The sequence below is a fragment of the Modicisalibacter xianhensis genome, from assembly GCF_900113605.1.
Taxonomy (GTDB): domain Bacteria; phylum Pseudomonadota; class Gammaproteobacteria; order Pseudomonadales; family Halomonadaceae; genus Modicisalibacter; species Modicisalibacter xianhensis.
Window position 1 is genome coordinate 313,696 of sequence record NZ_FOPY01000001.1, and the last position, 12,158, is coordinate 325,853.

12 protein-coding genes are annotated in these 12,158 nt (G+C 63.3%); 2 read left to right on the top strand and 10 right to left on the bottom strand.

Going from position 1 to position 12,158, the window contains the following annotated elements; all coding sequences use genetic code 11:
• Positions 1-5: 5 nt before the first annotated feature.
• Genes parE through pgi form a run of 3 tightly spaced genes read right to left on the bottom strand, consistent with a single transcriptional unit; the run spans position 6 to position 4,274 of the window.
• On the bottom strand, positions 6-1,886 hold the full coding sequence (gene parE / locus BM194_RS01430) for a DNA topoisomerase IV subunit B (protein ID WP_092842850.1): 1,881 nt from the start codon (positions 1,884-1,886) through the stop codon (positions 6-8).
• 29 nt (positions 1,887-1,915) lie between these two features.
• Positions 1,916-2,578: a YqiA/YcfP family alpha/beta fold hydrolase gene (locus BM194_RS01435; RefSeq protein WP_092842851.1), complete on the bottom strand. Its 663-nt coding sequence runs from the start codon at positions 2,576-2,578 to the stop codon at positions 1,916-1,918.
• Between the two features lie 28 nt (positions 2,579-2,606).
• Complete coding sequence (gene pgi / locus BM194_RS01440; protein WP_092842853.1) at positions 2,607-4,274, bottom strand: glucose-6-phosphate isomerase; 1,668 nt, start codon at positions 4,272-4,274, stop codon at positions 2,607-2,609.
• 122 nt (positions 4,275-4,396) lie between these two features.
• On the opposite strand from pgi, the gene cmoA reads away from it, so the two are divergent.
• A complete protein-coding gene (cmoA, locus tag BM194_RS01445; RefSeq protein WP_092842854.1) occupies positions 4,397-5,140 on the top strand; it encodes a carboxy-S-adenosyl-L-methionine synthase CmoA in 744 nt (247 codons plus the stop codon).
• 1 nt (position 5,141) lies between these two features.
• Complete coding sequence (cmoB, locus tag BM194_RS01450) at positions 5,142-6,134, top strand: tRNA 5-methoxyuridine(34)/uridine 5-oxyacetic acid(34) synthase CmoB (protein WP_092842855.1); 993 nt, start codon at positions 5,142-5,144, stop codon at positions 6,132-6,134.
• 54 nt (positions 6,135-6,188) lie between these two features.
• Here cmoB and BM194_RS01455 read toward each other — a convergent pair whose 3' ends face one another.
• From BM194_RS01455 to BM194_RS01485, 7 genes are all read right to left on the bottom strand, one after another.
• On the bottom strand, positions 6,189-6,668 hold the full coding sequence (locus BM194_RS01455) for a 20S proteasome subunit A/B (protein ID WP_092842856.1): 480 nt from the start codon (positions 6,666-6,668) through the stop codon (positions 6,189-6,191).
• A gap of 236 nt (positions 6,669-6,904) precedes the next feature.
• Entirely contained in the window at positions 6,905-8,332 is a 1,428-nt protein-coding gene (gene cysN, locus BM194_RS01460; protein ID WP_092842857.1) for a sulfate adenylyltransferase subunit CysN, read from the bottom strand.
• Complete coding sequence (gene cysD, locus BM194_RS01465) at positions 8,332-9,243, bottom strand: sulfate adenylyltransferase subunit CysD (RefSeq protein WP_092842858.1); 912 nt, start codon at positions 9,241-9,243, stop codon at positions 8,332-8,334. Before cysD ends, cysN begins: the two co-directional genes overlap by 1 nt.
• 188 nt (positions 9,244-9,431) lie before the next feature.
• Complete coding sequence (locus tag BM194_RS01470) at positions 9,432-10,166, bottom strand: phosphodiesterase (protein WP_092842860.1); 735 nt, start codon at positions 10,164-10,166, stop codon at positions 9,432-9,434.
• 35 nt (positions 10,167-10,201) lie between these two features.
• Entirely contained in the window at positions 10,202-10,645 is a 444-nt protein-coding gene (locus BM194_RS01475; RefSeq protein ID WP_092842862.1) for a DUF1249 domain-containing protein, read from the bottom strand.
• Positions 10,646-10,649: 4 nt separating this feature from the next.
• Positions 10,650-11,279 (bottom strand): NUDIX domain-containing protein, encoded by a 630-nt coding sequence (locus BM194_RS01480; protein ID WP_092842864.1) that lies wholly within the window; start codon positions 11,277-11,279, stop codon positions 10,650-10,652.
• Positions 11,280-11,408: 129 nt separating this feature from the next.
• Positions 11,409-12,047: a tetratricopeptide repeat protein gene (locus BM194_RS01485; protein ID WP_092842866.1), complete on the bottom strand. Its 639-nt coding sequence runs from the start codon at positions 12,045-12,047 to the stop codon at positions 11,409-11,411.
• Between the last annotated feature and the right edge of the window lie 111 nt (positions 12,048-12,158).

A 12,158-nucleotide genomic window follows, 5' to 3' on the forward strand; every position in this document is an offset into this window, starting at 1 on the left:
CGTGGCTATACCTCTATGTCCGCCAGATTGCCGTAATCTTCCAGCCAGCTTTTTCTGTCCGAGGCACGCTTCTTGGCCAGCAACATGTCCAGCATCTCGCTGGTGCCGTCGCCCTCCTCACGCGTCAACTGCACCAGACGCCGGGTATCGGTCGCCATGGTGGTCTCGCGCAACTGCAGCGGGCTCATCTCGCCGAGGCCCTTGAAGCGCTGGACGTTGGGCGTGCCGCGCTTGCCTTCCAGGCGCTTGAGGATCGCCGCCTTCTCGCTCTCGTCGAGGGCATAGTGCACCTCCTTGCCAAGATCGATGCGATACAGCGGCGGCATGGCCACGTAGACATGGCCGGCATCGACCAGGGCGGGAAAGTGACGTACGAACAGCGCACACAGCAGCGTGGCGATGTGCAGGCCGTCGGAATCGGCATCGGCGAGGATGCAGATCTTGTGGTAGCGCAGCTTGGACAGGTCGTCGCTGGCCGGGTCGATGCCGATGGCCACGGCAATGTCGTGCACTTCCTGGGAGCCGTAGATATCGTGGGAATCGACCTCCCAGGTGTTGAGGATCTTGCCGCGCAGCGGCAGGATCGCCTGGGTCTCGCGGTCGCGAGCCTGCTTGGCGCTGCCTCCCGCGGAATCCCCCTCGACCAGAAACAGTTCGCTCGACAGCGGGTCCTGTCCCGAGCAGTCGGCCAGCTTGCCGGGCAGCGCCGGGCCCGAGGTGACCTTCTTGCGCGCGACCTTCTTGGCACTCTTCTGGCGACGCTGGGCCGCGCTGATCACCATCTCGGCCAGCGCCTCGGCCTGATCGACATGATGGTTGAGCCACAGCGAGAAGGCGTCCTTGACCACACCGGACACGAAGCCCGCCACGGTGCGCGACGACAGGCGCTCCTTGGTCTGGCCGGCGAACTGCGGATCGAGCATCTTCACCGAGAGCACGAAGGAGACACGCTCCCACAGGTCATCGGGGGTCAGCTTGACGCCCCGTGGCAGCAGGCTGCGGTAGTCGCAGAATTCGCGCAGCGCCTCGAGCAGGCCGGAACGCAGGCCATTGACGTGCGTACCGCCGAGCGGCGTGGGAATCAGGTTGACGTAGCTTTCCATCAGCGGCTCGCCGCCTTCCGGCAGCCACTGGATCGCCCAGTCGACGGCCTGTTCGTCATCCGCGAAGTGGCCGATGAATGGCGAGGCCGGCAGCACCTCGTAGCCGTCGGTGGCCTGAGCCAGGTAATCGCGCAGGCCATCCTCGTACTGCCAGGTGCTCTGGGTGCCATCGGCCTCGGTCAGTACCACCTTGAGCCCGGGACACAGCACCGCCTTGGCGCGCAACAGGTGCTTCAGCCGCGGCAGCGACAGTTTAGGCGAATCGAAGTACTCGACTTCGGGCCAGAAGCGCACCACGGTGCCGGTGGCCCGCTTGGGGCAGGTGCCGATCACCGAGAGTTCCTCAACCTTCTCGCCCTTCTCGAAGGCAATGGCGTGACGCTGGCCGTCGCGGCAGACCTCTACCTCCAGCCGCTGCGACAACGCATTGACGACCGAGACGCCCACCCCGTGCAGGCCGCCGGAAAACCGGTAGCTGGACTGCGAGAACTTGCCGCCCGCATGCAGCTTGGTGAGGATCAGCTCGACACCCGACAGGCCGTGCTCGGGATGCAGATCGATGGGCATGCCGCGCCCGTCGTCGATCACCTCGATGCCGCCGTCATCGAGCAGGCGTACCTGGATCTCGCGCGCATGCCCGGCCAGGGCTTCGTCGACGCTGTTGTCGATGACTTCCTGGGCCAGGTGGTTGGGACGGGTCGTGTCGGTGTACATGCCGGGGCGCTTGCGCACCGGCTCGAGGCCGGAGAGGACCTCGATCGAAGTGGCGCTGTATTGCGTCATGCGTTGTCCATGAGGCTGTCTATTGTCTGTCACAGGGAACGGGTGACGGCCGCCTCGTCGACGGCGGACGGCACATTGTCCAGCCGATGCCCGCCATGCGCCAGCACGGCGGGCAGAAAGTCGCGCAGCCAACTGAAACCGTGGTCGCCACCGGGCAGGATCAGCGTGCGACACCCTGCGTAGGCCTGGAAGGCGTCACGGCAATCCAGCGTCTCGTCGGCCGTGCCGAGCAACAGCAGGTAGCGCTGTGGTGTCAGCCTGCCCGGCGTCAGGGCCTTCAACTCGTCCCGGTGTGAGGCCTCGATCACGAAGCGCTCACCGGTATAGTCATTGACGAAGGCCATGCCCTGCCATTGGTCGACCAACCTTGCCGGCTCCACGGCCGGATTGATCACGACCGCCGGCAACGCAAAGCGCTCCGCCAGGCAGGTGACCAGGAACCCGCCCATCGAGCTGCCCACCAGCAAGGTATTTTCTCCCAGGCTGTGTAATAACCTTTCGGCCATTTCGTAGGCCGCTTGAGGGTGGTGCGGCAACTGTGGCGTAAGGCAGGCCAGTGGCCTGCCGAAATGATTGATGCGCGCACAGGCGGCGCGCATCAATCTGGCCTTGGGCGACTCGCTACCGCTATTGAAGCCATGCAGGTAGAGCACGCCATCGACGGGTGAGGTTGCCGACGGTTGGCTCAGCATACCTCAAACCCTGGACATATAAACAGCATCAATACTCACTTTCTCTCCATACCGTTTCGATCAGGCCACGACTCGAGTCATCCAGCGACTCGACCCCCTCGTGGGTCGTCAGGATTTGCTCGGTCTGGGTGGCTATCTTCTTGCCCAGTTCGACGCCCCACTGGTCGAAGGGGTTGATGTCCCAGATCGTGGCTTGCACGAACACCTTGTGTTCGTAGAGCGCGACCAGCGCGCCCAGGGTTTCCGGGGTCAGGCGGTCGAGCAACAGCGTGGTCGACGGCTGATTGCCACGATAGCGCTTGTGACTGGGCCGCGGGCCGTCGTCCTCGATGGCGTCGTCGCCGAGCATCAATACCCGCGACTGGGCGAAGCAGTTGGCCAGGGTCAGGCGATGCTGGGCCTTGAGATGCTTGCGGGTCGCTTCGTCCTCGACACGGTCGTAGCGCCGAATGGGAGCAATGAAGTCGCACTCGACGGGCTGTGTGCCCTGGTGCAGCAACTGGTAGAAAGCGTGCTGGGCGTTGGGCCCTAACTGGCCCCACAGCACCGGACAGGTGGAATAGTCGATGCTGCGCCCGTCGTTGGTGACCGACTTGCCATTGGATTCCATTTCCAACTGCTCGAGGTAGCTGGCGAAGTATTCCAGCCGCCCATCGTAGGGCAGGATCGAGTGAGCTCGAATGTCGAGGAAGTTGACGTTCCAGATCCCCGCCAGGGCCAGCAGCACCGGCAAGTTGTCGGCTAGTTCGGCGGTGGCGAAATGACGGTCCATGGCATGCGCGCCGGCCAGCAGGGCCTGGAAATTCTCCATGCCTACCGCCAGCGCGATAGGCAGGCCGATCGCGCCCCACAATGAGTAGCGCCCACCGACCCACTCCCAGAATTCCAGCTGATTATTATCGGCGATGCCCCACTCGCTCATCTTCTCGGGACTGGCGGAAACCCCGATGAAGTGCTGGCGCATCACCAGGCCATCGACGTCGTCGCCGTCGGCCAGATGGGAGAACAGCCAGTCGCGGGCGGTCCGGGCGTTGGACAGGGTGTCAATGGTGGTAAAGGACTTCGACGAGATTACGAACAGCGTGGTCTCGGGGTTGAGTCGTGTCAGGTAATCGGCAAGCTGCGAGCCGTCCATGGTCGAGGCAAAGTGCACCTCCACGGGATGCATGTCGCGCGGACGATAGTCGGCTAGCGCGTGGGTGACCATCAATGGACCAAGGTCCGACCCCCCAACGCCCAGGTTGACCACGTCGGTGATGGCCCGACCGGTCGCCCCCCGCCACTGCCCGGCATGGAACTTGGCCACCATGGTCGCCATGTGGTCGAGCGTGCGATGCACACCGGGCACCACGTCCTCGCCGTCCACCTCGAGCCGGGCATCTGCCGGCAGGCGCAGGGCCGTATGCAGCGCGGGACGATCCTCGGAACGATTGACGCGCTCCCCCGAGAGCAACCGACCGATTGCCGCCGGCACATCGGCAGCGCGTGCCAGATCGAGCAGCATGTCCAGCGTCTCTTCACGCCAACGCTGCTTGGACAGGTCGAGCATCATGCCGGCGGCGCGCCGGGTATAGCGCTCATGCCGCCCGTCCCGTTCCTGAAACAGGTCCTTGAGATGGACCTCGCGCATGGCGTCGGCATGCTGGCTCAGCGCTCGCCAGGCCTGCTGCTTGTCGATCGGTTCACGTGCTGTCATCGGTTATCTCTCCTTGAACGCGAGTCGGTCCATCCTGACCTGCAGGTGCAAGCCCGGCTGCGGGCACGTAAAATGACCATTTTGCGCCATGATCGCGCCCCATAGACCGTTTACGAATATCCATGAGTGATTCATCTTACCGTGACGCGATCTTTACGACACCCCTGGATCGTGTCGCGTCGTTTTCCTTCGACGAACAGGTCGTGGCCTGCTTTCCCGACATGATACGTCGCTCGGTGCCCGGCTATGGCCAGATACTGGGCATGCTCGGTGTGCTTGCCGAACGTCACCTGCGCCATGGCGGCCATGTTTACGATCTGGGCTGTTCGCTGGGGGCCGTGGGCCTGGCACTTGCCGGCCGGCTGCCGCCGGACGCCTTCAGCCTGACCGGTATCGACCTGTCGCCAGCCATGGTGAGCCGGGCGCGAGCCATCCTGGCCGAGGAGTGTCCCGAGCATCGCATCGAGATCGTCGAGGGCGATATCCGCCAGGTCGAGTATCGGCCGGCCAGCATGATCGTGCTCAACTTCACCCTGCAGTTCCTGTCGCCGGGAGACCGCGACGAGGTGATTGCCCGTCTTTACGCAGCGCTGGAACCGGGTGGCGTGCTGGTGTTGTCAGAGAAGATTGTCGCCGCGGATGAACAGGAGAACGCCTGGCTGGTTGCGCGCTATCACGACTTCAAGCGAGCCAATGGCTACAGTGACCTGGAAATCAGCCAGAAGCGCACGGCACTGGAGAATGTACTGGTCCCCGATACCCTGGAAGCGCACCATGCGCGCCTGTCCGGCGCCGGCTTCAGTCGGGTGACGACCTGGTTCCAGTATCTCAATTTCGCCTCGATGATTGCCTTCAAGGAGGCCTGACGTGCCGACGCCCGATGCCGCCCAGCAAGCGCTCTACCATGCCTTCGTGGATCATGGCCTGACCCGCTGGCTGGCCCACCTGCCCGAGCAGTTGGCCAGCGGCCTCGACCGCAAGCGCTACGGTGACTTGCCAGCCTGGGAAAAGGCCGTGGCCAAGCTACCTGCCCTGCCCAAGGTGCGGGACGTCGCTCTCGACCGAGACCGGGTCAGCGTCGATGTGGCACTCAGCGACGCCCAGCGACGGCAATCGGAAAACCTGTTGCGCAAGCTGATGCCCTGGCGCAAGGGCCCGTTCTCCCTCGGCGGGATCGAGATCGATACCGAATGGCGCTCGGACTGGAAGTGGCAGCGTGTCGCGCCGCACCTCGCCCCCCTGGCCGGACGCAAGGTGCTCGACGTGGGCGGGGGCAGCGGCTATCACGCCTGGCGCATGGCCGGCGCCGGCGCAGCCTTCGTGCTGGTGATCGATCCTTCGCCGCGTTTCTACTACCAGTTCCAGGCGGTCCGGCATTTCGTCGGCGACGCCGATGATGGGCGCACCCACTTTTTGCCGGTGGGCATTGAAGCCGTGCCCGATGCCCTGGAAGCGTTCGACACGGTATTCTCGATGGGCGTGCTCTATCACCGCCCGTCGCCGCTCGACCATCTATTGCAACTCAAGGGCGCCTTGCGCTCCGGCGGCGAACTGGTGCTGGAAACGCTGGTCGTCGAAGGCGATGCCAGTACGGTATTCATGCCCGGCGAGCGCTATGCCGCCATGCCCAACGTCTACTTCCTGCCTTCTTCGGCGGCCCTGACGCACTGGCTCGAACGCTGCGGCTTTTGTAACGTACGTGTCGTGGACGACGCCGTGACCACGCTCGACGAGCAGCGCTCGACCGACTGGATGACCTTCCAGTCACTGGCCGACTTCCTCGACCCCGAGGACCGCACGCGGACCATCGAGGGCTATCCGGCGCCGCGCCGTGCCGTGATTATCGCCGACAAGCCCTGAAACGCCTCGACCCGCCTACCGGCGGGTCGAGGTGGGTGAAGCGGAAGCGGCAAATTATTCCACGCCGGCCGTGTCGGCCTCACGCATCAGGGCATCGAAGGATTTTCCCGCCTTGGTCATCACATCGACCGACTGCACGTCACCGCCCGTGTCGTGATCGCGGGTGGCCGCGTACTCGACCGCTTCCACTGCGCTCTTGCCGTGGTCGATGGCAGCCAATGCCCACTTCCAGCCAGTGCCATAGGCGACCGGCCCCGTCACCGGCATTCTCACCAGGCGATCGAACATCTCGAACACGCCATTGGGCCCCGCAATGATCATCTCGATGCGCGTGACGTGCGGCTTGGCGTTTCTGGGTGCGCCAGCATTCAGCCATTCCATGACTTCCCACCATCCCTGTTGCTCGCCAGCGAAGGCGACCCATTCGCCATTGTCGAGCTTGAAGAGCTTCTGCGCATGGTTGTACGTCGAGCCATTGACGCTGATCAGCGAATCCGTCGCCAGTGTCGTTCCGTCCCATACGATGGTCGTCATCTGCGTACCTCTAGTTATAGGAATGGCTGCCGGTAGCGTTTCCGACTGGCCGCGCCCGGCATGCGTTACGATATAGACAAAAAAAGGAGGAAATCGTCACCAATCATGCCGCTCCTGCATTTTCTACAATCGCTGAAACAACGCTCGCGGCCATGGCCTAATCCAGCCATCACCCCATAACGAAAGGCCCCGTCGATGAATCGACAGGGCCTTCAGACTAACGATTTCGCCGAATATTACTTGCGCAGCAGCTCGCGCACGTCCTTGGCTTCCCAATGCGGGAAATACTTGCGCACCAGCGCGTTGAGCTCGACCTCGAAGGCCTGCCAGTCGACGCCCCCGCTTGCCGCGCCCGGCCCGTCGGCCACGCCGCGGATCATTCCGGCGCCCACGGTGACGTTGGTCAGCCGGTCGATGACGATGAAGCTCCCCGTGCCGGGGCTCTTGCGGTAGTCGTCGATGGGTACCGGCGCGGTCAACTCGACCCGGCAGCGGCCGATGGCATTCAGGCCCAGTTGCTCGGCGTCATGATGTTCCAGCGTGTTGACATCGATCTGGTAGTCGATGGCACTGACCTGCCCCGCCAGGTCGCGGGTGGCGAGCTTGAGGTCATACAGCTTGCCGGGTTGCAGCGCGTCCTCGTGCATCCACACGATGTCGGCGCTGAAGGCATTCGACAGCGGCACCTCGGCATCCGCCGCGACCAGCCAGTCGCCGCGCGAGATGTCGATCTCGTCGTTCAGGGTCACGGTGATCGCCTGGCCCGGGTAGGCGGCGTCGAGGTCGCCGTCGAAGGTGACGATGCGCTCGACCGTAGAGGTCTTGCCCGAGGGCAGCGCCTTGACCGCCTGGCCGGGACGCAGGATACCGGCGGCCAGCGTGCCGCAGTAGCCGCGGAAGTCGAGGTTCGGGCGGTTGACGTACTGCACCGGCAGGCGCAGGTCGCTGAGGTTCTGGTCGCGGCTGATCTCGACGCCTTCGAGCAGCTCGAGCAGCGGCGGACCGGCGTACCACGGCGTGTGTTCGCTCGGGTTGACGACGTTGTCGCCCTCCAGCGCCGACAGCGGCACGAAGCGGATGTCGCGGGCGTCGAGCTTCTCGGCGAAGGCGCGGTACTCGGCGACGATCTCGTCGAAGCGTGCCTGCGAGTAGTCGACCAGGTCCATCTTGTTGACCGCAATCACCAGATGCTGGATGCCCAGCAGGTCGGCAATGAAGCTATGGCGGCGGGTCTGGGTCTGCACGCCGTGGCGGGCGTCGATCAGGATCACCGCCAGGCTCGCCGTGGAGGCGCCGGTGGCCATGTTGCGGGTGTACTGCTCGTGGCCCGGGGTGTCGGCGATGATGAACTTGCGCTTGTCGGTGGAGAAGAAGCGGTACGCCACGTCGATGGTGATGCCCTGCTCGCGCTCGGACTGCAGGCCATCGACCAGCAGCGCCAGGTCGACCTTGTCGCCGGTGGTACCGCTCTTCTTGGAATCCCGGGTGAGCGCGGCGAGCTGGTCCTCGTAAATCATCTTCGAGTCGTGCAACAGGCGCCCGATCAGGGTCGACTTGCCATCATCGACGCTGCCGCAGGTGATGAAGCGCAGCAGGTCCTTGTTCTCGTGCTCGTGCAGGTACTGCTCGATGTTCTCGGCGATCAGGTTGGATTGGTGTGCCATTAGAAGTACCCCTCGCGCTTCTTGCGCTCCATGCTACCTGCCTGGTCATGATCGATGGCCCGGCCCGAGCGCTCGCTGGTGCGGGTCAGCAGCATTTCCTGAATGATCTCGGGCAGCGTGGCGGCAGTCGACTCCACCGCCCCGGTCAGCGGATAGCAGCCCAGCGTGCGGAAACGCACCCACTTTTCCTGCGGGACTTCGCCGTCTTCCAGCGGCAGGCGCTCGTCGTCGACCATGATCTGCATGCCGTCGCGCTCGACCACCGGGCGCGGCGCGGCGTAGTACAGCGGTACGATGGGAATCGACTCGAGATAGATGTACTGCCAGATATCCAGCTCGGTCCAGTTGGAGAGCGGGAATACGCGGATCGACTCGCCCTTGTTGACCTTGGCGTTGTAGACGTTCCACAGCTCGGGGCGCTGATTCTTGGGGTCCCAGCGGTGGTAGCGGTCACGGAACGAGTAGACGCGCTCCTTGGCGCGCGAGGCCTCCTCATCGCGACGCGCGCCGCCGAAGGCGGCGTCGAAGCCGTACTTGTCCAGCGCCTGCTTGAGCGACTGGGTCTTCATGATGTCGGTGTACTTGGCGCTGCCGTGCTCGAACGGGTTGATGTTCGCGGCGCGCCCTTCCTCGTTGATGTGCTCAATCAGCTCCATCCCGGCTTCCGCGGCCATGCGATCGCGAAACTCGATCATCTCGCGGAACTTCCAGGTGGTATTGACGTGCATCAGCGGGAACGGCGGCGTGCCCGGGTAGAAGGCCTTGCGCGCCAGGTGCAGCATCACCGAGGAGTCCTTGCCGATAGAGTACAGCATCACCGGGTTGCGGAACTCGGCGGCGACTTCGCGGATGATGTGGATCGACTCCGCCTCGAGCTGCTTGAGGTGGGTCTGGCGTTCGGGAGAAAGCATTGCGCGTGCAACCTCTCAATGACAACGGCGCCTTGGCATGGCAAGGCGCCTCGGAAACGTGGTCAGCATGGTCGCCGGGACGCGACGCTGGTCATGGAGAGTACGTTACCGACCCCACAATGATAACGTCAAAGAATTAAGAACTATCCTTTAAGCATTACAAGCTATAAGTCGCACCGAACCCAGCTTCAAAGATCGACACGCTCGACCCAGGTGGCAAGGCTCTCACCGTCTATGTCAACGACTCGCAAGCCTGGGCGCGATGCCTCGTCGATGGCGAAGTCCGGCGAGCCGCCCAGAAATTGATCCGAAGTAGACGGACAGCCGTAGACGGCTATCTCGCCGAACGACGATGCGTGGCGTGCTGCAAAAGCCTGGTGGATATGTCCAAATAGAATGCCCTTCACCTGACCGTAGGCGGCCAGGGTCTGCCACAAGGCGTCACGGTCGGCGAGGCCAATCGCATCCATCCACGCCGAGCCGACGTCCACCGGTGGGTGATGCATGGCCAGCAACGTCGGCCGATCATCCTCTTCCAGACGCCAGGCCAGCTCCTGCAGTTGTGTCTGACCGAGCTCGCCATGAACCTGCCCCGGCACCTGCGTATCGAGGACCAGCAGCCGCCAGCGATCAAGATCGACCTCGTCATGAATCTCGCGCAGCTCGGACATCAGCTGCGGGCGGTCATGGTTGCCGGGAAACCAGAACCACGGACAATCGAACCCCGAAAAGGCATCGAAGGCATGGCGATACGAGGCCGGCGTCTCGTCCTGGCTGATATCGCCCGTCACCAAGACCACATCGGGGCGTAACGCCCGCGCCCGTTCAAGTACGGACTGCAGCTGTCGCAACGGGAACCCCTTGCGGGATTCTGCGTCTGGATCGGCGAAGAGGTGACAATCGGTGATCTGAACCAACCGCATCAAGCCATGGCTCCGGAAAAATGCAACGCCATGACTCAACGCAGTTCCTGTAGAGCGGCATGGCCGTGGGCGAGACCATGCTCCAGCCATTCGCCGAGGAAGCGGTTGAGCTGCAGCTTCTCGTCAGGCTGATGCATGCGTGGGTTAGGGTAGCGGTAACGCCCGCTGAAATGGCGCTGGCGCTGGAAGTCGGTGACTTCTGCCATGCGTACGTCGTGATAGAGGTGCACGAGCATGCGCGGCGTATCGACGATACCGTCGAGCACACCGGTCTGGCAGACACGAACGATGGTAGTGTAAGGCGCCCGCTCGACGACCTCCAGCCACAACGTACCGAAACGTCCGGAATTGCCGGAGAGTGGCACTTCGCGCACATCGCCCGCCTCCAACGAGCTCAGCAGGCGGGACATGCGCACGTAGTTGGCCGTGCACTCCGCCTGAAGGCTCTTGAGATCGGTTACATAAGCGGTTCTTGCCACAGACTTATCTCCTTGCTCGCAATGATGCCCGCTCGCGTGCCAACCAGTAGAACGCGATCAGACACATGGCGTTGTCGAGTCGTCCGGCATCGAGAAGTTCCCAGGCACGTGCAAAAGGTACCACATGGACAAGGATATCCTCATTTTCCTCTTCCAGCCCGTGCACACCGCCAAGACCGCGGGAATCCACCAATCCCAGGAACAGCGTCACCTGCTCGTCACAGGCCCCGGGGCTCGGGTAGTAGGTGTGCAGCTCGATCAGCTCCTGAATGTCGCACCCGGCCTCTTCGATGGCTTCGCGACGTGCCACCTTGGCCGGGTCCTCGCCGTGCTCGACGAGTCCCGCCACCGGCTCGAGCTTCCAGGGGCTTTTGGCATCGTCCAGCGCACCGGCACGCACCTGCTCGACCAACACCACGCAGTCGCGCTCCACATCGTAGAGCAGGACCCCAACGGCATCGCGACGCACATGGACCTCGCGCGTTATCACACCGCTCCAGCCACCCTTGAACAATCGATGCCGCAAGCGACGCTCCTCGAGACGAAAAAACCCCTGCTGAAGCGTCTGCGTTTCCACCCGCTCGACATCGTCGCGACCAAACTGCGGTGAATTCTGCGGACTCTCCTCTGCCATGGCGGCCTCCCTGGCGGTCATCGATCAGCGTACCGGTAGCGTACGCACAATGCGGCACATTATCCCGGCCCGCCTTGCGGATTCCAACCATGGTAGAGAACAGTTACCACGCTCTGCCGCCGAAGCGATCTATCCCAGCTTAGCAACCAATGCCTTCGCTTCTTCCCGAAGCTCTTCGTCGGACGCTTCGCGCCCTTGGCGCGGCGTACCGTCGATGGCACGCCGGGCATGCGTCAAGGCCTCTGCCTCGCGCCCTTCGTCGGCCAGAAAGACGGCATAGTAGTAGTTGACGTCGATGCCTTCCGGACGCACCGACAGCGCTTGGCGGAACATGGATTCTGCCTTGTCGCTATCGCCGAAACCGATCGGCCAGCCTGGCACCTTGTCGTAGAGCGCACCCAGCGTGACGTAAGCCGACGCGTTGCTGCCTCGGGGGTCGAGCTCGATGGCACGCTCCAGCGACGCGCGCGCCTGCTTGACCAGGCTCAGTGCTCCCATGCCTCCCTCGGCCCGGGCCGCAGACGCCTGCACAATGCCCAGCCAGGTAAAGACCTCGGCACTGTCGGGATAGCGTGCGGCCAGGGTTTCCAGCTCCCCGGCCAGGGATTTCATTGCCTTGGCCTGCGCATCCTCGCGCATGGTCGTCGTGATGTTTTCCCAGCGGTTCTTGATGGCAAAGAGTTCGCTGTCCTGCGCAAGCGCGTGGGGTACGCTCAGCGACAGGGTCAGGCTCAACAGACAGGACGGCAACAGACGGTGAGGTAACATGGCAACTCCTTGAGGTACGTTATGCTTGTTAGTCGGCTGCCGGTGATCTCTCACGGCGTCGGCAGTCTGGACAAAATGTAACGAACGTTTGAATTATTCGCTAGCCAAGAG

Bases quoted from the DNA above. Each gene is read 5' to 3' on its own strand.
- BM194_RS01470 (WP_092842860.1), bottom strand. From the start codon at position 10,166: ATGCGGTTGGTTCAGATCACCGATTGTCACCTCTTCGCCGATCCAGAC.
- parE (WP_092842850.1), bottom strand. From the start codon at position 1,886: ATGACGCAATACAGCGCCACTTCGATCGAGGTCCTCTCCGGCCTCGAG.
- BM194_RS01485 (WP_092842866.1), bottom strand. From the start codon at position 12,047: ATGTTACCTCACCGTCTGTTGCCGTCCTGTCTGTTGAGCCTGACCCTG.
- pgi (WP_092842853.1), bottom strand. From the start codon at position 4,274: ATGACAGCACGTGAACCGATCGACAAGCAGCAGGCCTGGCGAGCGCTG.
- BM194_RS01480 (WP_092842864.1), bottom strand. From the start codon at position 11,279: ATGGCAGAGGAGAGTCCGCAGAATTCACCGCAGTTTGGTCGCGACGAT.
- BM194_RS01455 (WP_092842856.1), bottom strand. From the start codon at position 6,668: ATGACGACCATCGTATGGGACGGAACGACACTGGCGACGGATTCGCTG.
- cmoA (WP_092842854.1), top strand. From the start codon at position 4,397: ATGAGTGATTCATCTTACCGTGACGCGATCTTTACGACACCCCTGGAT.
- cysN (WP_092842857.1), bottom strand. From the start codon at position 8,332: ATGGCACACCAATCCAACCTGATCGCCGAGAACATCGAGCAGTACCTG.
- BM194_RS01435 (WP_092842851.1), bottom strand. From the start codon at position 2,578: ATGCTGAGCCAACCGTCGGCAACCTCACCCGTCGATGGCGTGCTCTAC.
- cysD (WP_092842858.1), bottom strand. From the start codon at position 9,243: ATGCTTTCTCCCGAACGCCAGACCCACCTCAAGCAGCTCGAGGCGGAG.